Consider the following 26,760-nt stretch of genomic DNA (forward strand, 5'->3'; position numbering starts at 1 on the left):
AGACCAAAGGCCCTCTCGGTCACACGGGGGCGCGTTTTGTCTTCGCTCCGATTCAGAGCGCGAGTTCAAGCCCCACGGGGCAGTGGTCCGAGCCCATGACGTCGCTGGCGATCCAGGCGCGGGCCACCTTGGGGACCAACTCTTCCGACACGAAAAAGTAGTCGATGCGCCAGCCCACGTTGCGCGACCGGGCCTGAAAGCGGTAATCCCACCACGTGTAGTGCCCCGGCCCCTTTTCGAACAGCCGAAAGACGTCCGTATAGCCGTTGGCCACAAAGGCGTCGAGCCAGGCGCGTTCCTCGGGCAGAAAACCCGAAGTTTTCTGGTTGGATTTGGCGTTCTTCAGGTCGATTTCCGTGTGGGCGGTATTGAAGTCGCCACAGGCCACGATGGGCTTGGTTTGGCGCAGATTCTGACAGAACGCCAGAAAGGCGTCGTAATACCCGAGCTTGTATTCCAGCCGGTGGGAGCCCATCTGGCCGTTGGGAAAGTACACGGTGAGGAAGTGAAAGTCAGGATATTCCAGGTGGATGAGCCTGCCTTCCCCCTGGTATTTCGGGTCCGGCAATTCGAGCGTCACGGCCAGCGGCTCGGCGCGGGTCAGGGCGGCGACGCCCGAATACCCCTTTTTCACCGAACTCGAACACAGGTGCGCCCTATAGCCGGGCACGTCCTTGAAGGCCGCTTCATGGCCGGGTTGAAGCTTGGTTTCCTGCAAGCCGACCACGTCGGCGCCGCAGGCCGACAGCCAGTCCCAGAACCCTTTGCCCGTCACGGCCCGCAAGCCGTTGACGTTCCAGGAATAAAGAATCACGCGGTCTCCTTTGCGGGACACGGTCCGCCCGTTTCGGGCCGATGCCACCATGTTTCCGGGCGGATCTTCAACCCTCTTCTTCTGTGGAAACGACGCTACACCGTGAGCAATTCGGCCCGGGGCGTCTTGCCGTCCCAATCCACGCGCACGTAGCCCCCCGAGGCCAAATCGCCAGGGTTCACCACCAGGGTGTCGTACAGCATCTGGCTGCCCCGCGACTCGTGAATGTGTCCGGTCAAGCACAGGGCGGGACGCACCCGGGCGATAAATTCGCGCACGCTCGTGCTGCCCACGTGCATGCCCGAGCCGGTCCGGTCCGCGACCGTATCGTGAGGCGGGGTGTGGCTGGCCAGGATGAGGGCGTCGAACCCCTTGGCCCTGTCCTCCAGGCCGGACAGCCAGCGGGCCACCTGATCCTCGGAAACTTCGCTGGGCGTGCCGAAGGGCGTGGGAGTGGACCAGCCCACGCCCAGGAGTCCCAGGCCCGGAGCCAGCTCCACCACCCGGGCGTGCAGGCCCAGGCCTTCGTCGTCCAGCCAGGTCTGCACGGCGGCGTGATCCATGTTGCCGATCTGGGCGTACAAGGTGGGATTGATCCGGCGTATGACCTCGACCACCCGGGAAGCCTCGGCCACGCCGCCCCGCACCGTGAGGTCACCGGTCACGATGACCCCGCCGGCTTCGGCCAGGCCGGGAATTTTCGCGATGTTGCCCGTATCCGAGTGAATGTCGCCGAAAGCGATCCAGTAGGGGCTCATTTTTGACACGTGCGCCTCCACATGCGGCTTTTATGCGTGCGGAAATTAGGGTAACATGGCTAAAGGTCAAGTACAATGCACCCTCCCACGCCCCCTTTTTCCGCCGCCGACAAGCAGGCCCTGCGCAAATCCCTTCTGGCCAGGAGACGTTCCCTGACCCCGGAGGCGCTTGAACGGGCCAGTCGCCACGTGCGCGACCGTCTGGCCGATCTGCCGGCCTGGCGAAACGCCGGCGAAGTGCTCCTTTACAAGGACTTCGCCGGAGAAATCGCCACCGGCCCGCTGCTGGACGAACTGTGGCGGCGCGGCGCGCGCGTGCTCATACCCCGCTGCCGCCCGGGTGAAACCGGCCTGCTGGACCTGGCCAATCCCCTCGGTCCGCAAGACCTGACCCCGGGCGCGTACGGCATTCTCGAACCAAACCCCGAAACCTGCCCGGCGGTCACGGACTTCTCGCCCGATCTGGCGCTGATCCCGGCCGTGGCCTTCGACCGGACCGGAGCCCGCCTCGGCTTCGGCCAGGGATATTACGACCGACTCCTGGCCGGTCCCGGCTTTTCCCGCACCCTGCTGGCCGGACTGGCCCACGCCTTCCAGGTGGTGGACCGCCTGCCCAGCGATCCCTGGGACAAACCCGTGCAGGTCATCGTAACCGACGAGGAGACACTATGGCCTTGAGCTTCATTCCCTTCGCCTTTCCCGGACTGCCCCGGGTGGGCGCCGTCTTCACCACCGCCCAGGGGGACCTCTCCCGGGGCAACGTCTCCCACCGCGCCGGCGGCGACCCGCCGCGCGAAGTGGCCTCCAACCGGGTCTGGCTGGCCGAAACCCTGGGGTTTTCCGCCTGGGGGTCCCTCAAGCAGGTGCACGGCGCCGACATGACCTTCGATCCCCCGGCCGTGGACGCCGATCAGGCCTCCGGCCTGGAGGCCGACGGCTCGGCCACCCGCCAGCCCGGCCTGGCCCTGGTGATCAAGACCGCGGACTGCCAACCCATCCTGTTGGCCCATCAAAGCGGAGAATGCGTGGCCGCCTTGCACGTGGGCTGGCGAGGCAATGCGCAGGGCTTCATCCAGAAAGGCGTGGCCGCGCTATGCGAGCGGTACGGCTTCGGTCCGGACGAGCTGATGGCCGTGCGCGGACCGAGCCTCGGGCCAGCCGCCAGCCAGTTCGTCAACTTCGCCGAGGAGTTCGGTCCGGATTTCGCCGCCTACCACGATCCCGCGTCGCAAACCGTGAATCTCTGGCGGCTCACCAACGATCAACTCCTCGAAGCCGGACTGAAGCCCGACCGCATCTTCCGGCTGGATCTGTGCACCTTCAGCCTTCCCCTGTTTCACTCCTACCGCCGCGACCGGCAAGGCGCGGGCCGCCAGGCGGCGTTGGTGTGGATACGGTAAAAAAAACCGGGAGGAGAGCCCCTTTCCCCAAGCACGGGGGCTCCCTTCCCTGGCTTGTCCTCACCGCCCCCGATCCACCATGACATGTTGCCCGACAACGCGGGGCGGGCTATAGGCGGGGCACGTCGCAACCCTCACCCGTCGGGCGCGTCCCGCGGCTTTTCGGTCACACCATGCCCAACGACTCCCGCCCCCGCTACACTGAGAATTACGCGCTGTTCGTCACCAAGGAAGTGCTCAAGGAAGCGGCCGGCTCCATCTTCGACGACTTGCGCCAGACCCTGGCGACCCACTTCGCCAACCACCCCGCCCCAGGTTGCGAAGAGCAGGCCAAAAAGGTCCTGGAGCTTCTTTCCGACGTTGAATGCCGCTACTACAACACCTTCGACCTGCCGGCCGTCTTTCACGAGGTGATCGAACGCTGAGGCCGGCCGAGCCCTTCCGCTCCCGGAGGCTTGAGGTCCGATTTACACGACCGGAAAAATGCGGCATTTGTTCACCTCGGCCCCCATGTCATCGCCAACACCGCCAGGAGGTTCCATGCGCCGTCGTCCCTTTCTCGCCATGCTCGTTCTCAGCCTTTGCCTGGTCCTGCCGGGCCACGCCCACGCCAAAAAACTCAAGGTGGCCTTCGCCCTTCTGGAGTCGGTCAACGACCAAGGCTGGTCCCAATCCCACTCCCTGGGCATAGAACAACTCAAGGCCGCCCTGGGCGACCAGATCGAAGTGAGCTATACCGAAAACGTGAAGGTCGCCGACGCCGAGCGCGTCTTTCGCCAGTACGCGCAAGACGGCTACGACATGATTTTCGGCACCACGTTCGAGCACATGGAACCCCTGCTCCTGGTGGCGAAGGAGTATCCCGACATCGCCTTCGAGCACTGTTCCGGCTACAAGACCGCGCCGAACCTGGGCACCTACATGGGCGCCATGGAACAGGCCGAATACCTGGGCGGCTACATGGCCGGACTCATGGGCTACAAGAACGTGGGCACCGTGGCCACGTTTCCCATTCCCGAACCCGTCCGGGGCATCAACGCCTTCACCCTCGGCCTGATACGCGGCCTGAACGAATCCGGCGCGAAGTTCGACCCGGAAAAGGTCAACACCGTGGCTTGGCTCAAGAAGTGGCGCGACCCGGTGGGCGAGACCGCCATGGCCGAAACCCTGGTGCAAAACAAGCACGATCTCATCCGCCAGATGGCCGACACGCCCGATTCCTCCCTGGCCGCGTGCGCCAAGAACGTTCCGGCCGTCGGCTACGGAGCCGACGCCGCCAAGTCCGGGGCCAAGTGCGCCCTGGTTTCCACGTTGTGGAACTGGGGACCGTTCTACATTCAGGCTGTCAAGGCCAAGCTCAACGGCACCTGGAAGGCCGAGGAGTGGTACCACGGCTTCGAAGCCGACGCGGTGGCGCTCTCGCCCTTTGGCGATCAGGTGCCCCAGGAGGTGCGGACCAAGGTGCTGGCCGAGATGGAACGCATGAAGAAGGGCGAGGACAATTCCTTTGCCGGACCGGTCTTCGACCAGGCCGGAAAGCAGATGATCGCTCCCGGCGACAAGGCCAACCTCAAGGAGCTGCTCACCATGCGCTGGCTGGTCAAGGGTGTTTCGGGCGCCGTGCCGGAATAAGGAAGCAAAGGCCTCCGGGCCCTGACAGCCTGTGAAAAATCCTTGCTGGCTGTGTTGCTGCGCAAAACGCAAACCCTCAACGGATACCAACTCCGCTTCGGGCTTGACTTTTTTGTGCGTCGTGCCAGCAAATTTTTTGAACAGGCTGCAAGAATCGACTGTTCGGGCGGGCTGCGAAGGGACGCGGTCCTCCGGAAGGCGCCCGGCGGCCCCGTGGTTGCGCCGGACCACCGCGTCCAGCCCGAAGCGTCTGGCCGGTTCGGGACCCTCCCATCCGGCCCGGCGCTTGTAAATTCGAGAAAACGGCCCGCGCCAAGACAAGGATACGACGTGAACGGCGAACGCCCCTGCCGGGAATCCGGCGAAAAATACCGCATGACGGTCGAAGGACTGGACTATGCCGTCGATCTGCCCTGGGTCTGGCTGCCCGCCGACCAGGGGTTCGTGCGCATCGCCTCGCTCAATCTGGTGGGACAGACCCGGCTGAACGCCGACCTGGGGCGGCTGTTGGCCGACAAACTGGCCCCCCATATACGCGGCAAGGCGCGGGTGGGGATGCTCACGGTGGTGGAAAAGGGGTTGCAGTTGGCCCAGGTGGTGGCCGAGCGTCTGGGGTTTTCCGAAATCGCCGTGGCCCACAACCGGCTCAAACCGCACATGGAGCCGCACAGACGGCCCTACATTCAGGTGGGCGCCGACTCCATCACCAGCGGAGACAAGTTCCTGGCGCTCTACGAACGCGACCTGAACGTGCTGGCCGAAGCCACGGACGGGGTGATCCTGCTCGACGACGTCATTTCCACCGGCTCCACCATCCTGGCCTTGCAATGTCTGCTTGAAGAGACCGCCCGAATCAAACGGCTGCCGGAAATTCCGCGCGTGTTGGCCACGGCCTGCGTGGCCGTGGAGGGCGCGTGTCCCCTCTCCTCCCTGATCAGCCTGGCCACCCTGCCCGCCCCGGTACGCGGAGATCCGGACCGGTGATCGTCCCCCGCCTGGAGCTTTCGGGCGTCACCAAGCGCTTCGGCCCGGTGCTGGCCAACGACGACGTGACCCTCTCGGTGCGCGGCGGCGAGGTGCTCGCGTTGCTGGGCGAAAACGGCGCGGGCAAGTCCACGCTCATGTCCATTCTCGCCGGTCACTACCAGCCCGACGCGGGAGACATCGTCCTGGACGGACGCGCGGTGCGGTTCGCCTCGCCGGCCGACGCGCTGGCTCTGGGCATCGGCATGGTACACCAGCGATTCATGCTGGTGGAGGCCATGACCGCCGTGGAAAACGTCTCCTTGGCCGTGGGCGGGGCCTTCCGGCTGGACCTTCGCGCCGAAGCCCTGGAAATGGAGCGCCTGGGAGCCGAGCACGGCCTTTGGGTGGACCCCTGGCAACGGGTGCAAGACATGTCCATGGGCGAACGCCAGCGGGTGGAAATTCTCAAACTTCTGCGCCTGGGCGCCAGGGTGCTCGTGTTCGACGAGCCCACCACCGTGCTGGCGCCCACGGAGATCGAGGCCTTTTGCGCCATGCTCCGGGGACTGCGCGACGCGGGTCGGGCCGTCATCTTCATCACCCACAAGCTGGACGAAGCCCTGGACCTGGCCGACCGCATCGCCATACTGCGCAAGGGCCGGCTGGTGGCCCGCACCACTCCGGCCGAGACCGGCGGCAAGCGCGACCTGGCCCGCCTGATGGTGGGGCGCGAGGTCATCTTTTCCATCGACAAGCCCAGGGTCGCCCCCGGTCCCGAAGCCCTGGCCCTCAGGGGGCTGACCGGCGGACCGGACCCGAAACGCCCGGCCTTTTGCGACATCGACCTCACCCTGCGCCAAGGCGAGGTGCTGGCCCTGGTGGGCGTGGCCGGCAACGGCCAGACCGAACTGCTCGAAGCGTTGGGAGGGCTCGCCCCCTGCCTCTCCGGGGAAATCGCGCTGTGCGGGCGCTCCTGTGACGCCCGAGCCTGGCCGAAGTCCGACCGAAGCGCCCTGGCCTACGTCCCCGAGGACCGGCACGGCGAAGCCTGCCTGGACGACCTGCCGCTCACCTGGAATTTCGCGCTCACGCAAGTGGGCCGCTACCTGCGGGGAGGCCTGCTCGACTGGACCGCGATCGAGGCCGACACCCGGCAGACCCTGGAACGCCGCGCCATCAAGGCCGACGGTCCCCTGCAACGGGCCGGGACCCTTTCCGGCGGCAATTTGCAGAAGCTGGTCCTGGCCAGGGCGCTCGCGGCCCGGCCCCGTGTGTTGATCGTGCACCAGCCCACGCAGGGACTCGACGTGGGCGCGACCGAGGCGGTCTGGGACGAAATGCTCGCGGCCCGCGCCCACGCCGGGGTGCTGCTCGCCACCGGCGACCTCACCGAGGCCCTGACCCTGGCCGACCGGGTGGCGGTGATGTTTCGCGGTCGGATCCTGGATGTGCTCGACGTCTCCAGCGAGGAGGACGTGGCCCGCATCAGTCCGCTCATGGCCGGAGTCGCGGCATGAACGGACAACCGAGGCCCCGCTTGGCGAACGCGGAGCGGATGCTCCCCGTCCTGGCGAGCGTCGTTTTGCCCCTGACGGCCGGAGCGCTCCTGTTCGCCTGCCTGGGGACCAACCCCCTGAAGGCCTACCAGGCCATGCTGGCCGGAGCGTTCGGCTCCACGGCCCGAGCGGCCGAAGTACTGGTCAAGGCCACGCCGCTCATGCTGACCGGACTGGCCGTGACCCTGTCCGCGCGCATGTCACTGTGGAACATCGGCTGCGAGGGCCAACTCGTGCTGGGCGGCGTTTTCGCCACGGGCGCGGCCCTGTGGCTCGGCCCCGGGCTTCCGGCCTGGGCCGCCCTGCCCCTGTGCGCCCTGGCCGGAGCCGTCGGAGGCGGCCTGTGGGCCCTGGGGCCGGCGTACATGAAAGCGCGCCTGGATGTGAGCGAGATCATCACCACGCTGCTCCTCAACTACGTGGCCATAACCTTCATGGAATACCTGTATTTCGGGCCGTGGCGCGATCCGGGGGGCATGGGATTTCCCGGCACGGCGCTTTTCCCGGACTCCACCGTGCTGCCCCGTCTTCCGGGCACGCGCATTCATCCCGGACTGGCGGCGGCCCTGCTCCTGGCCGCGGGCGCGGCCTGGATGTTGGCCAAAACCCGCCTGGGCTTCGAACTCACCGTCATGGGTCAAAATCCCAGGGCGGCGGCCTATGCGGGCATGGACGCCCGGTCCCGGTGCCTATGGGCGCTCACGGCCGGCGGCGCGCTGGCCGGACTGGCCGGCGCCGGCGAGGTGTGCGCGGTGCATCACCGGTTGCAGGCCGGACTGGCCGCCGGATACGGTTACGACGGCGTCATCGTGGCCTGCCTGGCCGGACTTTCCCCGGCCTTCGTGCCGGCGGCGGCCGTGGTTCTTTCCGCCGTGCTGGTGGGGGGGGACTACCTCCAGACCCGCATGCAACTGCCCTCCTCGGTGGGCCAGGTCATGGAGGCCTGCCTGCTGTTCGCCCTGCTCTGGCTCCAGTCCAGAAGGCGGACGTCGTGAGCGGACGCGCGACGCGCGCCCGCCCGAAAAGGACCGTTCCCGCATGAACGACCTCTGGTTTCTCGTGGCCCTCACCCTCAAGTCCTCCATGGCGGTGCTCTACGCCGCCCTGGGCGAGGTGGTCTGCGAACGGGCCGGAGTGATCAACCTGGGCCAGGAGGGCATGATGCTCGCCGGAGCCCTGGCCGGTTTCGCGGTGGGGTACGCCACGGGCCAAACGAGCCTGGGATTTGTCGCCGCCGGGGTCGTGGGCGCGGCGCTGGCCCTGATCCATGGGTTGTTCTGCGTGCGCCTGGGCGTCAACCAACTGCTCTCGGGCATCGCCCTGACCATTCTCGGCTCGGCCCTGGCCAGCTTTCTGGGGCGTCCCTGCATCGGACTGGTCGGACCGCGCCTGACCGAGTTGAAAATTCCCCTGCTTTCCGACCTGCCGGGCGTGGGACAGGCCCTTTTCGCCCAGAACGCCCTGGTGTATGCCGGTCTTGTCCTGACCGCGGGCGTATGGTGGCTGCTGGAGCGCACCCGAGCCGGACTGCTGTTGCGCGCCTGCGGCGAAAACCCGGAAGCGGCCCAGTCCATGGGGGTGAACGTGGCCCGGGTCCGGTTCGCGGCGGTGGCCGCGGGCGGGGCTTTTTCCGGAGTGGGCGGAGCCTCCCTTTCGCTGGCCTTCACCCCCGGTTGGAAAGAAGCCATGACCGCCGGACAGGGCTGGATCGCCGTGGCCATGGTCATCTTCGCGGGCTGGCGACCCCTGGCGGCTCTGGGAGGAGCGCTTTTTTTCGGTCTGCTCACGGCGGCCCAGTTTCTGTTTCAGACCACGGGACAGGAGTTCGTTCCCATCTGGGTGTTGCGCATTCTGCCCTATCTGCTCACCGTGCTCACCTTGTGCCTGGCCGCCCTCTGGGGACGCCGGGGCAAGGCCCCCGCCGCCCTCGGCCAACCCTTTCACCCGGAGCGCTAATGTCCACGTCGTACGACTTTCGCTTTCACACCCTGCCAAACGGCCTGCGTCTGGCCACGGAACGCCTGCCCGGCGCACGCAGCGTAAGCATCGGCGTGCTCGTCAAAGCCGGCGCCAGGCACGAAGCCCCCGGACAGGAGGGCATGGCCCATCTCTGGGAGCACCTTGCCTTCAAGGGCACCTCCGCCCGTTCGGCCCTGGACATCGCCAAGGAGCTCGATCTCATGGGCGGCCAGTCCAACGCCTACACCAGCCGGGAGACCACGGTCTTCCACGCCAAGGTGACCGATCGCCACATGCCCGACGCCCTGGACATCCTTTCGGACATCGTGCTCGACCCGACCCCCACCAGAGACGACCTGGAGCGCGAAACCGACGTGGTGCTCCAGGAGATCGCCATGGTGGAGGACGACCCCGAGGACTGCCTGATGGAGTCCTTCTGGTGTTCGCTTTGGCCCGACGGCTCCCTGGGGCACTCCATTCTCGGCACTCCCGAAAGCGTGAAAAGCTTCGACCGCAAGTCCCTGGTCGCCTGGCGCGCGGCCAACTACCGGCCAGAACGCATGCTGCTGGCCGCGGCCGGCAACCTGGACCACGACCACCTGGCCGAGCTGGCCGAAAAACGCCTGGGATCGCTTGCGTCCGCTCCCGAACCGCCGGTCCCCGCAAGCGGAACCTACACGCCGGGTCTGCTGTTGCGTCGACGCGAGTCCGAGCAAAACCACGTGGTGCTGAGCTTTCCCGGCCTGGGCGCAAGGGACGAACGCCGCTTCGCCCTGAGCGTGCTCAACGCCATTTTGGGCGGCAACATGTCATCGCGGCTTTTTCAGGAAATCCGCGAACGTCGGGGACTGGCCTATTCGGTCTATTCTTTCGTCAACGCCCTGGAAGACCGGGGCGTGGTGCAGGTCTACGCCGCCGTGGACCCGGAGCGCACCCCCGAGCTGCTGGCCTGCCTGCGCGAGGAACTCACCGCCGTGGCCAGCGGAGAAATCGTGGCCTCGGAGTTGGATCACGCCCGGGACCACCTGACCAGCCTGCTCTACCTGAGCCTGGAATCGAGCGAGGAGCGCATGTCGCGCCTTTCGCGAAACTATCTGCTCTTCGGCCGACATATCGCGCCGGAGGAAACGGCCGCCCGCTTCGAAGCCGTCACCCTGGACGAAGTGAGCGCGCTCGCCGCCGAGCTCATCGACCTCAAAGCAGCCGGGCTGGGGCTGCTCGGCCCCACGGCCGACCCCGCCTGGGAGGAGATCATCAGACTATGAGCGCCCAATCCGTCGAATTTTCACTGGAACCCGGAACCCTGGGCCTTGGCGTGGGCGATATTACCACCTGGCCCGTCACCGCCGTGGTCAACGCCGCCAATTCCCGCCTGGCCGGGGGCGGCGGCGTGGACGGTGCCATCCACCGCGCGGCCGGACCGAAACTGCCCGAGGCCTGCCGCGAGGTTATCGCCAAGGTGGGCCAGGTCAAGGCCGGACAGGCGGCCATCACGCCCGGATTCGCCATGAAGGCCAAGTACATTCTCCACGCCGTCGGCCCCATCTGGCGCGGCGGAGCCCACGGAGAACCCCAGGCCCTGGCCTCGGCCTATCGGACCTGCCTGGAGCTTTGCCGCGAGAACGCCATCGACTCGGTGGCCTTTCCGGCCATCAGCTGCGGGGCCTACGGCTATCCGGTGGAAGAAGCCGCGACCATAGCCCTGTCGGAGTTGGCCAAGGGACTGCGCCAGGGCCTGGTGGCCAAGGCCTGGATGGTACTCTTTTCGCCCCAGGCCTACGACACCTGGCTGGCAGTGGCCCGCAAAACCCTCTAAGGAGCCCCCTTCATATGGAGATACACGCCACCACCATACTGGCCGTGCGCGACGCCTCGGGCGTGGCCATGGCCGGCGACGGGCAGGTGACCTTCGGCCAGGCCGTGGCCATGAAGCACACCGCCCGCAAGGTGCGCCGCCTGTACAAGGACAAGGTCCTGGCCGGATTCGCCGGCTCCACGGCCGACGCCTTCACCCTGTTCGAACGCTTCGAGGCCAAGCTGGAGGAGTTCTCCGGCAATCTCACCCGCGCCGCCGTAGAACTGGCCAAGGACTGGCGCAAGGACAAGTTCCTGCGCCGGCTCGAAGCCATGCTCCTGGTGGCCGACGCGCGAACCGTACTCATTCTGACCGGCGCCGGCGACGTCATCGAACCCGACGACGGCCTGGCCGCCATCGGCTCGGGCGGTCCCTTCGCCCTGGCCGCGGCCAGGGCCCTGGCCAGAAACACCGCGCTGGGCGCCGGCGAAATCGCTCGCCAGGCCATGTCCATCGCCTCGGAACTGTGCGTCTACACCAACGACAACATCGTCCTGGAGACTTTATCCGCCCCATGAACACCCTGACACCCCGCGAAATCGTTTCGGAACTGGACAAGTACATCGTGGGCCAGACCCAGGCCAAGCGCATGGTGGCCATAGCCATGCGCAACCGCTGGCGTCGCCAGCAGGTCGATCCGGCCCTGCGCGACGAAATAGCGCCCAAGAACATCCTCATGATCGGACCCACGGGCGTGGGCAAAACCGAGGTGGCCAGGCGTCTGGCCAAACTGGCCGGATGCCCGTTCCACAAGGTGGAGGCCACCAAGTTCACCGAAGTGGGCTATGTGGGACGGGACGTGGAATCCATGGTGCGCGACCTCATGGAGATCGGCGTGCAACTGGTGCGCCAGGAGGAAGCGGCCAAGGTGCGGGCCAAGGCCGAGTCCGCCGCCGAGGAGCGCCTGCTCGACCTGTTGCTTCCGCCAAGCTCCCACTCGGGTTTCGGCTTCATGTCCTCCCAGACGTCCTCCCAGGCGTCCCCCCAGCCCGCGATCGAGGAGTCCGGCTCCACCCGGGACAAGCTGCGTCAGCTTTGGCGCAAAGGGGCCCTGAACGACCGGCAGGTGGAGATGGAAGTCACCCTGCCCTCGCCCTCGGTGGAGATCATGGCCATCCCGGGCATGGAGGAAGTGGGCTCCCAGTTCAAGGACATGTTCTCCAAGGTCTTTCCCCAGCGGAAAAAGACCCGCAAGCTCAAGGTGAGCGAGGCCTACGAAATCCTGGTGGCCGAAGAGGCCGAACGCCTGGTGGACATGGACAAGGTGGGCGAAATGGCCCGCGAGCGCGTGGAACAGACCGGCATTCTCTTTATCGACGAGATCGACAAGATCTGCGGCCGGAGCGCCCAGGGCGGTTCCGGGCCGGATGTCTCGCGCGAGGGCGTGCAACGCGACCTTCTGCCCGTGGTGGAAGGCTGCGTGGTCAACACCAAGTACGGCATGGTCAAAACCGACCACATTCTGTTCATCGCCGCCGGGGCGTTCCACTTCTCCAAGCCTTCGGACCTGGTGCCCGAGCTTCAGGGCCGTTTTCCCCTGCGGGTGGAGCTTTCGGCCCTGGGCAAGGAGGAATTCCTGCGCATCCTCACCGAGCCCAGGAACTCGCTCACGGCCCAGTACACGGCCCTGCTCGCCACCGAAGACGTGACGCTCACCTTCACCGACGACGGCCTGCAAGAGGTGGCCTCCTTCGCCCAGAAGGTCAACGAGGAGACCGAGAACATCGGCGCCAGGCGGCTCTACACCATCATGGAAAAGATCGTGCAGGATCTCTCGTTCGAGGCCCCGGACCGGGGCGGAGAGGCCGTGTCCATCAACGCCGCCTACGTCAAGGACAAGCTGGCCGACGTGGCCCAGGACCGGGACCTGACCCGCTATATTCTCTAACGCCGCCTTTTCGGATACACAGCCTTGCGACGTTTGTGACGCCGGCCGACCGGTACGGCACAAGGATATGACCCCAAACCCGCCCGCCGGACCCGGCGCGTTCCGGCGGGCGTTTTTCCGTACGGCCGCCGGCCCCGCCGCGACCACGCGGAGACATTACACCAGGAGACGCCCATGGATCAAAACGCCCACAGCCAGGCCCGCATGCTGCTGGAGTCGCTGCCCTACATCCGCAAGTTCTTCGGCCAGACCGTGGTCATCAAGTACGGCGGCCACGCCATGATCGACGAGGCACTCAAAAAGAGCTTCGCCCTGAACGTGGTGCTGCTCAAGTACATCGGGGTGAACCCGGTCATCGTACACGGAGGCGGTCCCCAGATCGGCAAAATGCTGGCCCAGCTTGGCATCGAATCGCGTTTCGAACAGGGGCTGCGCGTCACCGACAAGGCCACCATGGACGTGGTGGAAATGGTGCTCGTGGGCAAGATCAACAAGGAAATCGTGGGCCTGATCAACTTGAACGGCGGCAATTCCGTGGGGCTCTCCGGCAAGGACGGCTGGCTCATACGGGCCAGGAAAGTGGAGCTGGTGGTCACGCGCGAAGACGCCCCGCCCGAGATTATCGACATCGGCAACGTGGGCGAGCCCGTGTCCATAAACGCCAAGCTCATCAACTCCCTGACCGCAAGCGGCGTCATTCCGGTCATCGCGCCCGTGGGCGTGGACGAGAACGGCGGCACCTACAACATCAACGCCGACACCGTGGCCGGAGCCGTGGCCCAGGCGCTGTCGGCCAAGCGGTTGATCCTGCTTACGGACGTGGCCGGAGTGCTGGACGCCGAAAACGCCCTCATTCCCTCCCTGAGCGTGGGTCAGGCGGCCAAAGCCATCGAGGACGGCGTGGCCAAGGGCGGCATGATCCCCAAGCTGCAATGCTGCATGGAAGCCGTGCAGTCCGGCGTGGACAAGGCCCACGTCATCGACGGACGGGTGGAAAACTCGCTCATTCTCGAACTGTTCACCAAGTCGGGGGTGGGTACGGAAGTATTCCACAAGGCCTGAACGCCGCGTCGACGCTTCGTGCGCGCTTCAAGCCCCCGGTGGACGAAAAGCCGGGGGCTTTCGTCGTTTGCGCCGCCGGCCGGCAAGCGCGAATGTCAGGGATTCTCGCTACGCCCCGCTCCGAACAGCATCCGTTGCAGGGCGCGCAGGGTGGGCACCCCTCCCGCTCCCGGATGCAGGACCGGATGATACCCCAGGCGCTCGGCCTGTTTGAGGCGCACGTCCTGCCCGGTCACGGGCCGGACCCGTCCGCTCAGGTCCACCTCGCCCCAGAACACCGCTCGCGGCGGCAGGGGACGATCGTAGTACGACGACAAAATCGCGGCCACCAACCCCAGATCCAGGCCGGGGTCGGTCAGACGCAGACCGCCGCCGGTCTTGGCGTAGATGTCGAACTGGCCGAGCCCCACCCCCAGGCGTTTTTCCAGCACCGCCAAAAGCAGGTTCAGCCGGTTGAGGTCCAGGCCCAGGGCCGTGCGCCGGGGCATGGCCAGAAACGACTTGCTCACCAGGGCCTGCACTTCCACGGCAAAGGGCTTTTTGCCCTCCAGGGCCAGCACCACGGCCGAGCCGCTGGCCGTTTCGTCGCGCTCGCCCAAAAAATACGTGGACGCGTCCGGCACCGGGGACAGGCCGTCGCCTTGCATCTCCAGCACCATGAGTTCGTCGGTGGGGCCGAAGCGATTCTTGAACACCCGGAGAATGCGGCAATAATGCTGCCGATCGCCTTCCAGATAGAGCACGGTGTCCACCATGTGCTCAAGGATCTTGGGTCCGGCGATGAGGCCTTCCTTGGTGACGTGGCCCACCAGCACCAGGGTGGCCCGGCTTTTCTTGACCGCGTCCACCAGTTCCGCAGCCACGGCCCGCACCTGGGCCGAGCTGCCCGGAACGCCGGAGGCCAGGGAAGAACTCATGGTCTGCACCGAATCCACCACCAAGAGGGACGGGGCGTCCGGGCCGGCCAGAATCGCGGCGGCCTCGGCCGCGCTGGTGGAGGACGCGGCCAGAAGCTCGGGCTGGTCGATGCCCAGGCGTTTGGCCCGGCCGGCCAACTGGCCCAGGGACTCCTCCCCGGAAAAATACACGGCCCGCTTTCCCGAAGCCGCCACCTGCCCGGCCAACTGCAAGAGCAGCGTGGATTTGCCGATACCCGGCTCCCCGCCCACAAGCACGGCGGCCGAGGGTTGCAACCCCTGGCCGAGCACCCGGTCCAACTCGGGCAGACCGCTGGGAGCGGCCAGGGCCTGGTCTTCGTGAAAATCGCGCAGGCGAACGGGGGTGGTCTGGGAAAGCGGAGAGGACGGTCCCGGCGTCGCGCCCCTGGCCGCGGCCTGGGCTTCGAGGGTGTTCCACGAACCGCAGGCCTCGCACTGGCCGCGCCACAACGGACTGATCGCTCCGCACTGGGAGCAGGCGTAGACGGTTCGCGCCTTGGCCAAGGAGGCTACTTGCCTTCGGAATGCTGGGCCGGCGGCGATGCCGGAGCGGCGGCGGGCGCTGGAGCGCCGGCGGCTGGCTGCCCCCCTTGGGCCGCGCCGGCGGCGGGCGGAGCCACGTCCTGGAAGCTGGTGACTTGCAGGGAGTACTCCTTGGTTTCCGGAGGAATATTCTCGAAGACCACCATGAAGGGAATCTTTTCGCCGGGCTTGACGTCGCCGTTGTTGAAAAGAATCTCCTGCTTGGAGGTAAGACGGGCGTCCAGGTCGGTCTTGCTCAGGAACTTGAGCTCGTAGTTGGGCACCTTGGGTCCGGCGTCGATCTCCTTGGACAAAATGACCTCGCCCTTGTCGTTGCTCAACGAAGCCTTGACCTTGACCCATCCCACATCGGTGGCGTTCTTGTTTTCCACTGCTCCCTCGATCACGTAGAGCTTGCCGATCTTGGGGTTGTCCACAAGATACTGCGTGTAATCGACGATGGGCAGATTTTCCAGGCGCTCTTCCATGCTGGGCAGGGCCGCAGCCGCGGCCTGGGTCTGCGGAGCCTGCTGCACCGCGGCCGGAATGGGTTCTTCCATGGCCGACTTGGCGGGCTTTTTGGAGAAGGGCCAGAATTCGAAGAAATAGGCCGCCGTCGCGTACGAACCGCCAAGCATCACCACCAAAAGTCCCGACAGGGCCAGAATCTTGGCCAGCTTGGAGAACCTGGGCTTGTCCGGCTTGGTCAGTCCCAGCTCATCGAAGTCCGCGGTGCTGGGGCGCACGTCCTCGAAGCGGTCCTTCCTGCGTTCGGAATCGAATTCGTCCTCCCGCTCCGGCCGTTCCTCCTCATCCGAAGCCGACCAGGCGGGCTTGGCCCCGGATTCGCCGAATCCGGGAAAGTCGTCAGGCTCGGGCGGCTCCACGGTAAACACCGTCTTGCACACGCCGCAACGCACCTTGGCGCCGTCCGGCCCCACTTTTTCGTCGGGCAGGTTGAACTTGGTCTGGCAGTTGGGGCACTCGACGATCATGGCTAGTCGTCCTTTTGCAGATGGAGCTCATAAAGACCCGGAAGACTTCTGTAGTCTTCACCGTAGTCCATGCCGTAGCCCACTACAAAACCCTTTGCCAGTCGAAATCCGTAAAAGTCAACCGCAACTTCCACTTCCCGGCGTTCGGCCTTGTCCACCAGGGCGCACAGGGCCACGCTTTCGGCTCCTTTTTCCCGCAGCAACTCCAGGAGCGCCACCATGGAATGGCCGGTGTCCACAATGTCTTCCACCACCAGGACATGCCGGCCCCGGCAGTCGAAATCCGCATCGCGCACGCGCGTACCCTGGCCGCGCGTATCCGAATCGCCGTAGCTGGAAAGGCGCACGAAATCGACCTGGACGGGAATGGTCAGGGCGCGGGCCAGGTCGGCCAGGAAAACCCACGCTCCCTTGAGCACACCGAGCAGCAGCAGGGGCTTGCCGGCGTATGCGGTCGATATCTCCCGGCCCAGGCGGGCCACTGTGTCTTTTACCGTGTCAGGGGAATGGATGACCTCAAGGCGTGAAGGCATGAACTCACATCTCCATGACCATGGCGATTTCATCGCATTCGGGGAACTTGGGGCACCGGATGCAATCGGCCCAGACCTTCTGGGGCAGTTCGTCCTTGGTGACCTCCACGAAGCCCATCTTTTCGAAAAACGCGCGCTGATAGGTCAGGGTGAACACCTTGTACACGCCCAGGGTCACCGCCTCGGAAAGGCAGGCCTCCACCAGGCGTTTGCCGTGGCCGTGCATTTGGTGGTCCGGGGAAACGACCAGGGAACGGATCTCGGCCAGATTGTCCCAGGTGATGGACAAGGCGCAGCAGCCGATGGCCAGGTTGCTCTCGGACTCGGCCAGCACGTAGAAATCGCGCAGATGGCTGAAGAGTTCGTTGAAGGACCGGGGCAGCAAAAGCTCGTTCCGGGCGCAATCCATGAGCATGCCGTGGATGGTCTTGACGTCCTGGATGCGGGCCTTGCGCAGATAGTAGGTATTCACCACGTCAGGAACCCAGAACCTTGGTAATGATGTGTTCAAGCTCTTCCGCGCTGACGTAGCCCTCGCGCGAGACGATCTGCTCGCCCTTGGGGCCGTAGATCACCGTGCGGGGAATGGCGCGCAGCATAAAGGCCTGGGGCACGTCGGGCCCGGCCAGGTACACGGGGTAGTTGAACCCGGCCTTGGCCACGAAGGCGGCGTAGGCGGCCTGGTCCTGGTCGATGCTCACCCCGAGCATCACCACGCGCGAAGCCGGCAGGCGCGAGCGCAAGGCTATGAAATCGGGCACTTCCACACGGCAGGGTCCGCACCACGACGCCCAGAAGTTCACCACCACGACCTTGCCCCTGGACTGGGTGACGGTCTTGATGATCTCCTGATGCGAGATATACGTCACCTTTCGTTGCGCCATGGCCTCGCCGGACATGGCCAGAGCCAAGACCAGCCCCAGGACGATTACGCTGAGTTTCTTCATGCGGTACCGTTTTGCGGCCTTCCTCCGGGAAGGCGGGAAGACGTTGCGACAAAGTCCAGACGGCCGGCCGAAAAAACGAACGCGACCGCGGTCGACAAAACGCTACTCCAACTCCTTCCAGGCGTCCACCAGATGCTTGGCCAGACGCACGGCGTCCACGGCGTCCACGGCGTGACCGTGCGCGCCGATGGCCCGGGCGAAGGCCTCCGTGACCACGGCTCCGCCCACCATCACCTTCTGGGGCAAGTTCTTCTCGCGCAGCAGACGCACGGTGTCCTCCATGCGCACCATGGTGGTGGTCATGAGCGCGGAAAGCCCTATGACCTTGGCCCCAAGGCGCTGGGCCTCGTCCACGATGCGCTCGGCGGGCACGTCCTTGCCCAGGTCCACCACGTCGAAGCCGTGGTTCCTGAGCATGAGCGCCACGATGTTCTTGCCGATGTCGTGGATATCGCCCTCCACCGTGGCCAGCACGATGCGCGCCTTTTCCTCCTGCCCGCTGGCCGCTTCAAGCAGAGGCTTCAGGCGTTCGAAGCCCGCCTGCATGGTTTCGGCCGAAAGCAGAAGCTGGGGGAGAAAATACTTTTTGGCCTCGTAGAGCTTGCCCACGTCCATGATGCCGGGAATGAGGTCCGCCGAAAGAATGTCCTGGGCGGTGCGGCCCTCGGCCAGGGCGGACTCCACCATGGGCAGCATGGCCTCCTTGGCTCCGCGCACCACGGCCTCGCGCAGGCTGTCCACGCCCTTTTCCTTCGTGGCGGCCCCGGTTTCGGCCTTGATCCCGGCTCCGGGCTTCCACTCCGCGCAGGCCGCGATGAAGCGTCCGGCCTGGGGGTCGCGGGCCAGAAGCACTTCTGCGGCCAGGCCCACCTCGCGCGGCAGGGCCGACGAGGGGTTGGAGATGTGCGCGGCCATTCCCGCGCCCAGGCACAGGGTCAAAAACGTGGCGTTGATGAGCTCGCGCGCGGGCAAACCGAACGAAATGTTGGAAAGCCCCAACACCGTGGGCAGTCCCCAGGCCTGGGCGCAGTGGCGAATCGTTTCCAGGCAGTGCTTGGCCGCCTCGGGCTTGGACGACACGGTCAGGGCCAAGGCGTCCACCACGATGAGGCGCTTGGGCACGCCCAGGGCCAGGGCCTTGTCCACCAGCCCCTCGATGACCGCCAGGCGCTCGGCCGCGGTGACCGGGAGCTTCTTGCCCGCGATGGGCAAAAGGATGAACGGCGCGCCGAAACGCCGGCACAGGGGCGCGAGTTCCTCCATGCGGCCCGGTTCTCCGCTTATGGAATTGACCAGCGCCGAGCCCGGCACGGCCCACAGTCCCTCGGCCAGGGCCTCTGGCTTGGTGGAGTCCAGGCACAGGGGCACCACGAAGCGCGACGAAAGCTCCCTGACCAGGGCGGGCAGAAGTTTTTCCTCGGCCACCAGGGGCGCGCCCACGTTGACGTCGAGCACGGCGGCTCCGGCCGCGACCTGCTCTTCCGCCAGCTTGAGGGCGTAACCGAACTGTCCGGCCTGCAACTCCTCGGTGAGCACCTTCTTGCCCGTGGGATTGATGCGCTCGCCGATGCACACCGCCGGCAGGCCCACGCCCACGGCCACGGAACGCGAACGCGAGGTAAGCATGAGCGGACGCCCCTCGGCAGGCTCGGGCTTCGTCCAGGTGCGCTTTGCCGCCAGGGCCGCCACCTGGGCGATATGGGCCGGGGTGGTGCCGCAACAACCCGACACGCACTTGGCCCCCATGTCCAGGAAGGGCTCCATGCCCCGGGCGAACTCCTCGGGCCCCATGGGGAACACGGTACACCCGTTTTCGAGCCGGGGCAGGCCGGCATTGGGCTTGATGAAGAACGGCGTGTCGATGCGGGGCAGAAAGTCGCGGGCGATGGCCACCATCTGGTCGGGGCCCAGGCCGCAGTTTATGCCCAGAATGTCCACGCCCAGATTCTGCATAGTGTCGGCGAACGTGGCCGGAGGCGTTCCGGTGAGCGAACCGCCCGGCTCGAAGGTCATGAGCACGGCTATGGGCAGGTCGCAGGCTTCGCGGCAGGCCAACACCAGGGCCTTGGCCTCGGCCAGGTCGAAATGGGTCTCGCCCACGATCAGGTCCGCCCCGCCTTCGGCCAGGCCTTCGATCTGGGTCTTGAACGCGGCCACCAGCTCGCGCATGGAAAGATCGCCCAGGGGTTCGACGAAATGTCCGGTGGGCCCCACGGAGCCGGCCACGAAGTTCGTGTCTCCGGCGGCCTGACGGGCCACTCTGGCCATCTCCCGGCTTACGGCCCGCACGTCGGCGTCGGGCGGCAGTTTGAACCGGGTGCCGCCGAAGGTGTTGGCCGTCACCACCCGCGAGCCGGCGCGCAGATAGTCCTCGTGGACGGCGCGCACCATCTCGGGATTGGCCATGCCCCACACCTCGGGGGAAGCGCCGGGGGGCAACCCCCTGGCCTGCAACAGGGTGCCCATGGCCCCGTCGAACACGAGAATGGAATTGTCGGCCAATGCCTTGCGAAAGTCCGCCACCGCTTTCCTCCTTGTCCGGTCGAAGCCCTGGCTCGTACTGAAAAACGTTGAATCCGGCAAATGGAAAGAGTACACGGACACAATCGCTGCGGTGCGGCGTAACCTTACGAAACGAGCCATGGGCAACCACGTGACCATACGCCAAGCAAAAGCCGCCGGATCGGACGACACTTTCGATCTGGAGCAACCCATCGAAAACACGGAGGAAGCCGAACGTCTGGCCTCCGAAATGGCCTCCGAGGAGGACGGCCCGGAGTCCGCGCCCGACGAGGCGACGGATTTCGCCTTGCCCGTGCCCAAGGGATCTTCCACGCCCGTCTCCGGACGCGACCCCCTGCAACTGTACCTGCGCGAAATCGGCAGGTTTCCCCTGTTGGCCCCTGAGGAAGAATACGAATTGGCCCGAAAGGTGCGCGAAAACGGCGACCAGCGGGCGGCCTTTCGCCTGGTCACCTCGCATCTGCGGCTGGTGGTCAAGATCGCCATGGACTTTCAGCGCCGATGGGCCCAGAACGTGCTCGACCTCATACAGGAAGGCAACGTGGGGCTTATGCGCGCGGTGAAAAAATTCGACCCCGAAAAGGGCATCAAGTTCTCCTACTACGCCGCGTTCTGGATCAAGGCCTACATCCTCAAATATATCATGGACAACTGGCGTCTGGTGCGCATCGGCACCACCCAGGCCCAGCGCACCCTGTTCTACAATTTGAACAAGGAACGCACCCGGCTCCAGTCCCTGGGGTTCGATCCCACGGCCTCCAACATCTCCAAGCAGCTCAAGGTGAGCGAAGCCGACGTGGTGGAGATGGACCAGCGCCTGGCCAAGAACGACCTTTCCCTCGACCTGTCGTTGGGCGACGACTCGTCCTCCACGCGCCTCGACTACTTGCCGGCGCTCACTCCGGGCATCGAGGAGCTGCTGGCCAAGGACGAAATCGCCGCCGTGGTGGAAAAACATCTGCAGACCATCCTGCCCGAGCTGACCGACAAGGAACGCGACCTGCTCGAACAGCGCATCCTTTCCGACTCGCCGGTCACCTTGCGCGAAATCGGCAACAAGTACGGCATCACCCGCGAACGCGTGCGCCAGATCGAGTCGCGGCTTCTGGAAAAGATCCGCGACCATTTCGTCAAACGCATCGACGACTTTTCCTCGGAATGGATACGCAAGGAAGACTGACACCATGAGAGTACGCCTGCCGCGCGCCTCGGCCCGCACCTTGCTTCTCGCCCCGCCGCTTCTGGCACTGGCCTTGTGCCTGGTCCTTCTGCTGGTCGCATGTGCGGAGAAAAAAACCGCCGCGCCCCCCAACATGCTCGCCAAGGGCATGAACGAAGACACGGCGGCCAACTACTATTTTCTGCTCTATCAGGACCTGCAGCGCCAGGGCAAAGTCCAGGAAGCGGCCCTGGTCCTGGAACAACTCATCCAGGTGGCGCCGTCGCCCGACTTTTACAAGGACCTGGCCAACCTGTACTGGGGACTCTCCCAGCCCGAAAAGACCCGCCAGACCCTGGAAGCCGGCATCGAGAAATATCCCGAGGACAAAGGCCTGCGGTTCTATCTGTCCAATTCGTTTCTCTTGCAGCGCCGCTTTGACGAGGCCGTGAAGACGCTTCAGGATTACCTGGCCTCGCACCCCTACGATCAGAGCGCCACCCAGGAACTGGCCGCGGTCTCCGTGGAGTCCGGCCAATACCAAAACGCCCTGGCCCTGCTGGCCGCCATGCCGCGCGACAAGCGCACCCCGGCCATGGCCTACTACGAGTCCAAGGCCTACTCGGGCCTGAAAAAGCCCCGCCAGGCCGCGGAAAAGCTCCGTCAGGCCCTGCGCGAAGACCCGAACATGCTGCCGGCCTGGTCCGAACTGGCCTTTCTCTACGAAAAGCAAAAGGACTACCGCCAGGCGGAACAGGCCTACCGCCATCTGCTCGAACTGGGCGAAGACAGCCCGGAACTGTGGATGCGGCTGATGCGCCTGGCGCTCAAGCGCAAGGATCCGGAAAAGGCCTTGGAGCTTCTGGACAAGGCCCCCAAGGACCGGGGATTTCGCTTCGAGGTGATGGCCCTTTTCCTTGAGGAAGGCTATCCGGACGAAGCCCACGCCGTGGTGGACAGGTTGGCCCTGGAACAGCCGGACAACCCCGACGTGCTTTTCGTCCGGGCCATGCTGGCCGTGGAAACCGAAAAGAACCCGGAAAAGGCCCTCGACCTCCTGGGCCGGGTTCCCAAGGATTCCAAACTCTACGACAAGGCCCTCTCCGCCAGGACCCAACTGGCCCTGGACAACAACCGGCTCGACCTGGCCAGGGAACTCATCGTCCAGGGCAAGGCCCTGCATGGCGACCGTCCCGAATTCTGGTTTTACGACTCCATCGCCTGGGAAAAAGCCGGGGACGGGCAAAAAGCCGTGGCCGCCCTGCGCGAGGCCCAAAGCCGCTGGCCCGACAACACCGAGGTGCTCTACCGCCTGGGCGCGGCATTGGAACGCCAGAAGAACCGGCCCGAAGCCCTGGCCGTGATGGAAAAAATCCTGACCATCGAACCCGACCACGCCGAGGCGCTCAACTTCGTGGGCTACTCCCTGGCCGAGGAAGGACGCGACCTGGACCGCGCGCTCGACCTGATCAACCGGGCCCTGGCCATAACCCCCGACAACCGCTTTTTCATCGACTCCCTGGCCTGGGTCCACTTCAAGCGCGGCGACCTGGAAGCCGCCTGGAACGAAATCCAACGCAGCGTGTCCCAACCCGTGGTCGATCCCACCATCTGGGAACATTACGGCGACATCGCCCTGGCCAGGGGCGACAAGGGCGAGGCGGCCAAGGGCTACAAAGAGGCCCTGGCCATGCATCCTTCCAACGCCGAAGAAATCCAACGCAAACTCGAGGCCCTGCGATGAACATCCGTCGTTTCGCCCCCGCCCTCGCGGCCTGCCTGCTCGTGATCGCGACCCTTTCCGGCTGCGCCGGAACCCGCGGCAAACTCATCACCGACCAGGACGAGGCCAGGGGGCTGTGGAACGTCTTTCAGAGTCAGTCGCGCAAGGCTTCCGGCGCGTTCTCCCTGTCGTCCAGCCTGACGGTCACGTCTCCCCAGAAATCGAGCCGTGTGGTGCTTAATTTCTGGGGCGAGCTCGACCGGCCCCTGCGTCTGGACATCAGCACCTCCATGGGCCAAATCTACGCCAGATGGCGGGAAGATTCGTCGGGTTGGACGGGCGTCTACCCCATGTCGCGGGTGGCCTTCACCCACAGCGACACGCGCAAGGCCCTGGCCAAGCTGGGCCTGCCCCTGCCGTTTACCCTGCGCGACTTCGCCGCCCTGGCCATCGGACGGTTCGACGCCCTGATCCCGGCGACCTACACGCAGGTCAAGCGCACGCCGGAAGGCTACCAGTACTCCCTGCCCCCTTCGTCGCCCATCGCTTCCGTCACGCTTGACAACCTTGCCAATCCCGTCCATCTCACGGGCCGGGGCGTGGAGCCCTGGAAAGTGGACCTGTCGGACTACTCCCATACGGTCACCGACCGTCGGTCCATGGCCGACAAGATACGGCTCACGACTTCTGGCGGAGTCACGGTGTTCTTGCGCATCAAGAAGCTCGAACTCTTCGCCAACCGGTCGAGCCTGCCCACGCTCGAACTGACCGAGCCCCCGCAGACGCGAACGATCCCCCTGGACACCGACCAGGACGTACAGGCCCCGGCCATGCCCTGAACCGGCCGAGCCGGACCCGTTGCCCGCAAGGGGATTTTCGCCGCGGTCAGGCCGCATCGTTATCCGACCGACCCATCTGGAGGCAGGAGGCCACCATGGACGCTTGCGTTGTTTTCGGTTCCGACCACGCCGGATTCGCTCTGAAAAAAATTCTGGCCAACCACGTTTCCGCCTCGGGACGCACCGTGGTGGACGTGGGCTGCGACGCCCCCCAGAGCTGCGACTATCCCCTGTTCGCGGCCAAGCTCTGCGATGTCGTGCTCGAACGCGGCTGCCTGGGCGTGCTCATCTGCGGCACGGGCATCGGCATGTCCATGGCCGCCAACCGACGCCGGGGCATCCGGGCCGCCGTGTGCGCAAACGAATACATGGCCCGCCTGACCCGAGCCCACAACGACGCCAACGTCCTCTGCCTGGGCGAACGCTGGATCGGCGTGGGCCTGGCCGAATCCGTTCTCGACGTCTTTCTGGGCACCGCCTACGAGGGAGGACGCCACCAGCGCCGCCTCGACCTCTTCGATTCCATCCCCACCCTGTAAGGAACACGAAATGTCCGCGCATCAAGACCTGGACCGCCTGGCGGTCGACAGCATCAAGGGCCTCGTCATGGACGGCGTCCGCAAAGCCAATTCCGGCCATCCCGGCGGGGCCATGTCCTCGGCCGACTTCGCCTATGTCCTCTTCAAGGACTACCTGCGCTTCGACCCCGACGACGCGAACTGGTTCAACCGGGACCGCTTCGTGCTCTCGGCCGGACACGAGTCCATGCTGCTCTACAGCCTGCTGGCCTTCAGCGGCTTCCTTTCCGTCGACGATCTGAAGCGCTTCCGCCAGTGGAAGTCGCGCACGCCCGGACACCCGGAACGGCACGCCACCCCCGGGGTGGAAGCCACCACCGGCCCGCTCGGCCAGGGCTTTTCCATGGCCGTGGGCATGGCCGCGGCGGAGACCATGCTGCGCGCCCGCCTGGGCGGCGACATAGTCAACCACCACACCTACGTGCTGGCCTCGGACGGCGACCTGCAGGAACCCGTCTGCCTGGGCAGCGCCAGTCTGGCCGGACTGTGGGGCCTGGGCAAGCTGATCGTCTATTACGACGCCAACAAGGTGCAACTGGCCGGTCCCACCAGCCGATGCGACTGCGCCAACTACAAGAAGGTGTTCGAAGGCTTCTGCTGGCGCGTGCTCGAAGTGGACGGACACGACCGCCAGGCCATCGGCGAAGCCCTGGAGACCGCCCGTTTCGATCAGGAGCACCCCACCCTGATCATCGGCCACACCACCATGGCCAAGGGAACCGCCAACCGCGAGGGGGACTTCAAGACCCACGGCGAACCGCTTCCCCCCGAGGAAATCGCGGCCACCAAGCGCAAGATGGGCCTGCCCGAGGACAAGGAATTCTTTATCCCGGCCGAAGCGCTGGACCATTTTCGCGTCCGTTTTCCCGAATTGCGCCAGAACGCGGTCCAGTGGAAACGCACCTTCGAATCCCGTTTCGAAAAGGACCAGGAGTTCGAGAAAACCTGGCGGGCCATCAAGCGCGAGCCGGCCAACCGCACCTTCTCCTGGCCGACCTTCGAACCCGGGACCAAGCTGGCCACCCGCGCCGCCTGGGGCAAGTGCCTGGACTCCCTGGTGGAGCAAATGCCCCTTCTGGTGGGCGGTTCGGCCGACCTGGACCCCTCCAACCAGACCATGAAGTTCCGCCAGGTCACGGGCGACTTTTCCTGTGAAACCCCGCTCGGACGCAACCTGCCCTTCGGCGTGCGCGAGTTCCCCATGGGAGCCGTCGTCAACGGCATCGCCCTGCACGGCGGGCTGGTTCCCTTCGGGGCCACGTTCCTCATGTTCTCCGACTACGAGCGCAACGCCCTGCGCATGTCGGCCCTGCAGGAGTTGCCCGCGCTCCATGTCTTCACCCACGACTCCTTCCACGTGGGCGAAGACGGCCCCACCCACCAGCCCATCGAGCACACAAGCTCCCTGCGCCTCATCCCCAACATGCTGGTGTTGCGCCCGGCCGACGCCGGCGAGACGGCCGTCTGCCTGGAAATCGCCCTCACACAGAAGACCCGGCCCTCCTGCCTGCTGCTCACCCGCCAGAACCTGCCGGTGCTCGACCCCAAAACCTACCCGTCCGTCACGGACGGAGCCAAGCGCGGCGGCTACGTGCTCCGCGACGCCGCCGGAGGCGCCCCCGAGCTGATTCTGGTGGCTTGCGGCTCGGAAGTGAGCCTGGCTCTTGAAACCGCGGATCTTCTTTCCGATCTCAAGATCCGCGTGGTGAACATGCCCAGCATGGAGCTTTTCGAGGAGCAGCCCGAGGACTACAAGCGCCAGGTGCTGCCCCCGAACGTTACCGCGCGCGTGGCCATGGAAGCCGGACGTCCGGAGATGTGGTATCGCTATGTGGGCCTCGACGGCCTGGTCATCGGCCTGACCCACTTCGGCGACTCGGCCCCGGCCTCCGAACTGGCCAAGCACTACGGCTTCACCCCGGACCAGGTAGCGGCGCGCATTCGCGAGCACCTGGCCCAGAAGTCCTAACCGCCCCCCTCTCGACAAAAAACGGGGGAAGCGTCCATGCGGATGCTTCCCCCGTTTCTTTTTCGGAAAATCCGTGTGTTGCGTTCGTTTCTTGTAGCGTAGACAACGTTGCCAGACACGCTCTTCAAAGACCGACGCGCCCGG

General features: G+C 65.5%; 26 protein-coding genes. 18 read left to right on the top strand and 8 right to left on the bottom strand.

The window, feature by feature from the left end; all coding sequences use genetic code 11:
• Positions 1 to 52: 52 nt before the first annotated feature.
• Together ACYQ01_RS16325 and ACYQ01_RS16330 are read right to left on the bottom strand one after the other, a co-directional pair.
• A complete protein-coding gene (locus ACYQ01_RS16325) occupies positions 53 to 814 on the bottom strand; it encodes an exodeoxyribonuclease III (RefSeq protein WP_459934880.1) in 762 nt (253 codons plus the stop codon).
• Between the two features lie 95 nt (positions 815 to 909).
• Positions 910 to 1,572: a metallophosphoesterase gene (locus ACYQ01_RS16330; protein ID WP_459935441.1), complete on the bottom strand. Its 663-nt coding sequence runs from the start codon at positions 1,570 to 1,572 to the stop codon at positions 910 to 912.
• Between the two features lie 75 nt (positions 1,573 to 1,647).
• On the opposite strand from ACYQ01_RS16330, the gene ACYQ01_RS16335 reads away from it, so the two are divergent.
• The 13 genes from ACYQ01_RS16335 (at position 1,648) to argB (ending at position 13,890) form a co-directional block, all read left to right on the top strand.
• On the top strand, positions 1,648 to 2,250 hold the full coding sequence (locus ACYQ01_RS16335; RefSeq protein WP_459934881.1) for a 5-formyltetrahydrofolate cyclo-ligase: 603 nt from the start codon (positions 1,648 to 1,650) through the stop codon (positions 2,248 to 2,250).
• On the top strand, positions 2,241 to 2,972 hold the full coding sequence (locus tag ACYQ01_RS16340; protein WP_459934882.1) for a purine nucleoside phosphorylase YfiH/LACC1 family protein: 732 nt from the start codon (positions 2,241 to 2,243) through the stop codon (positions 2,970 to 2,972). The genes ACYQ01_RS16335 and ACYQ01_RS16340 overlap by 10 nt, the downstream gene beginning before the upstream one ends.
• 173 nt (positions 2,973 to 3,145) lie before the next feature.
• The gene (locus ACYQ01_RS16345; RefSeq protein ID WP_459934883.1) at positions 3,146 to 3,397 is read left to right on the top strand and encodes a hypothetical protein; all 252 of its coding nucleotides are present in this window, start codon (positions 3,146 to 3,148) and stop codon (positions 3,395 to 3,397) included.
• A gap of 115 nt (positions 3,398 to 3,512) precedes the next feature.
• A complete protein-coding gene (locus tag ACYQ01_RS16350; RefSeq protein WP_459934884.1) occupies positions 3,513 to 4,604 on the top strand; it encodes a BMP family ABC transporter substrate-binding protein in 1,092 nt (363 codons plus the stop codon).
• Positions 4,605 to 4,934: 330 nt separating this feature from the next.
• Positions 4,935 to 5,588 carry a type I phosphoribosyltransferase gene (locus tag ACYQ01_RS16355; RefSeq protein WP_459934885.1) on the top strand — a complete coding sequence of 218 codons (654 nt, stop codon included), beginning with the start codon at positions 4,935 to 4,937 and terminating at the stop codon, positions 5,586 to 5,588.
• A complete protein-coding gene (locus ACYQ01_RS16360) occupies positions 5,585 to 7,087 on the top strand; it encodes an ABC transporter ATP-binding protein (protein WP_459934886.1) in 1,503 nt (500 codons plus the stop codon). The genes ACYQ01_RS16355 and ACYQ01_RS16360 overlap by 4 nt, the downstream gene beginning before the upstream one ends.
• Positions 7,084 to 8,121, top strand: coding sequence for an ABC transporter permease (locus ACYQ01_RS16365; RefSeq protein ID WP_459934887.1), 1,038 nt, complete (start codon positions 7,084 to 7,086; stop codon positions 8,119 to 8,121). The genes ACYQ01_RS16360 and ACYQ01_RS16365 overlap by 4 nt, the downstream gene beginning before the upstream one ends.
• Before the next feature lie 43 nt (positions 8,122 to 8,164).
• Complete coding sequence (locus tag ACYQ01_RS16370; protein ID WP_459934888.1) at positions 8,165 to 9,082, top strand: ABC transporter permease; 918 nt, start codon at positions 8,165 to 8,167, stop codon at positions 9,080 to 9,082.
• The gene (locus ACYQ01_RS16375; protein ID WP_459934889.1) at positions 9,082 to 10,350 is read left to right on the top strand and encodes a M16 family metallopeptidase; all 1,269 of its coding nucleotides are present in this window, start codon (positions 9,082 to 9,084) and stop codon (positions 10,348 to 10,350) included. Before ACYQ01_RS16370 ends, ACYQ01_RS16375 begins: the two co-directional genes overlap by 1 nt.
• A complete protein-coding gene (locus tag ACYQ01_RS16380; RefSeq protein WP_459934890.1) occupies positions 10,347 to 10,901 on the top strand; it encodes a macro domain-containing protein in 555 nt (184 codons plus the stop codon). Before ACYQ01_RS16375 ends, ACYQ01_RS16380 begins: the two co-directional genes overlap by 4 nt.
• Positions 10,902 to 10,915: 14 nt before the next feature.
• Positions 10,916 to 11,458, top strand: coding sequence for an ATP-dependent protease subunit HslV (hslV, locus tag ACYQ01_RS16385; protein WP_459934891.1), 543 nt, complete (start codon positions 10,916 to 10,918; stop codon positions 11,456 to 11,458).
• A complete protein-coding gene (hslU, locus tag ACYQ01_RS16390; RefSeq protein ID WP_459934892.1) occupies positions 11,455 to 12,828 on the top strand; it encodes an ATP-dependent protease ATPase subunit HslU in 1,374 nt (457 codons plus the stop codon). The genes hslV and hslU overlap by 4 nt, the downstream gene beginning before the upstream one ends.
• A 174-nt stretch (positions 12,829 to 13,002) precedes the next feature.
• Complete coding sequence (gene argB / locus ACYQ01_RS16395) at positions 13,003 to 13,890, top strand: acetylglutamate kinase (protein ID WP_459934893.1); 888 nt, start codon at positions 13,003 to 13,005, stop codon at positions 13,888 to 13,890.
• A 95-nt stretch (positions 13,891 to 13,985) separates the two neighbouring features.
• On the opposite strand, the gene radA is transcribed toward argB, so the two are convergent.
• The 6 genes from radA to ACYQ01_RS16425 form a co-directional block, all read right to left on the bottom strand.
• Positions 13,986 to 15,332 carry a DNA repair protein RadA gene (gene radA, locus ACYQ01_RS16400; RefSeq protein ID WP_459934894.1) on the bottom strand — a complete coding sequence of 449 codons (1,347 nt, stop codon included), beginning with the start codon at positions 15,330 to 15,332 and terminating at the stop codon, positions 13,986 to 13,988.
• A 5-nt stretch (positions 15,333 to 15,337) separates the two neighbouring features.
• Positions 15,338 to 16,345, bottom strand: a complete 1,008-nt coding sequence (locus tag ACYQ01_RS16405) for a DUF3426 domain-containing protein (protein WP_459934895.1) — start codon at positions 16,343 to 16,345, stop codon at positions 15,338 to 15,340.
• 2 nt (positions 16,346 to 16,347) lie between these two features.
• Positions 16,348 to 16,878, bottom strand: a complete 531-nt coding sequence (gene hpt / locus ACYQ01_RS16410; RefSeq protein WP_459934896.1) for a hypoxanthine phosphoribosyltransferase — start codon at positions 16,876 to 16,878, stop codon at positions 16,348 to 16,350.
• A 4-nt stretch (positions 16,879 to 16,882) separates the two neighbouring features.
• Positions 16,883 to 17,350, bottom strand: a complete 468-nt coding sequence (locus tag ACYQ01_RS16415) for an N-acetyltransferase (RefSeq protein WP_459935442.1) — start codon at positions 17,348 to 17,350, stop codon at positions 16,883 to 16,885.
• A 4-nt stretch (positions 17,351 to 17,354) separates the two neighbouring features.
• Entirely contained in the window at positions 17,355 to 17,825 is a 471-nt protein-coding gene (locus ACYQ01_RS16420) for a TlpA family protein disulfide reductase (RefSeq protein ID WP_459934897.1), read from the bottom strand.
• Positions 17,826 to 17,927: 102 nt separating this feature from the next.
• Positions 17,928 to 20,348, bottom strand: a complete 2,421-nt coding sequence (locus ACYQ01_RS16425; protein WP_459934898.1) for a homocysteine S-methyltransferase family protein — start codon at positions 20,346 to 20,348, stop codon at positions 17,928 to 17,930.
• Positions 20,349 to 20,466: 118 nt separating this feature from the next.
• On the opposite strand from ACYQ01_RS16425, the gene ACYQ01_RS16430 reads away from it, so the two are divergent.
• The 5 genes from ACYQ01_RS16430 (at position 20,467) to tkt (ending at position 26,616) form a co-directional block, all read left to right on the top strand.
• Entirely contained in the window at positions 20,467 to 21,528 is a 1,062-nt protein-coding gene (locus ACYQ01_RS16430; protein WP_459934899.1) for a sigma-70 family RNA polymerase sigma factor, read from the top strand.
• 4 nt (positions 21,529 to 21,532) lie between these two features.
• On the top strand, positions 21,533 to 23,251 hold the full coding sequence (locus tag ACYQ01_RS16435) for a tetratricopeptide repeat protein (RefSeq protein WP_459934900.1): 1,719 nt from the start codon (positions 21,533 to 21,535) through the stop codon (positions 23,249 to 23,251).
• Entirely contained in the window at positions 23,248 to 24,069 is an 822-nt protein-coding gene (locus tag ACYQ01_RS16440; protein ID WP_459934901.1) for a hypothetical protein, read from the top strand. The genes ACYQ01_RS16435 and ACYQ01_RS16440 overlap by 4 nt, the downstream gene beginning before the upstream one ends.
• Positions 24,070 to 24,164: 95 nt before the next feature.
• Positions 24,165 to 24,608 (top strand): ribose 5-phosphate isomerase B, encoded by a 444-nt coding sequence (gene rpiB / locus ACYQ01_RS16445; RefSeq protein WP_459934902.1) that lies wholly within the window; start codon positions 24,165 to 24,167, stop codon positions 24,606 to 24,608.
• 10 nt (positions 24,609 to 24,618) lie between these two features.
• Positions 24,619 to 26,616, top strand: coding sequence for a transketolase (gene tkt / locus ACYQ01_RS16450; protein ID WP_459934903.1), 1,998 nt, complete (start codon positions 24,619 to 24,621; stop codon positions 26,614 to 26,616).
• Positions 26,617 to 26,760 lie beyond the last annotated feature (144 nt).

The sequence above is a fragment of the Fundidesulfovibrio butyratiphilus genome (genome assembly GCF_054657235.1).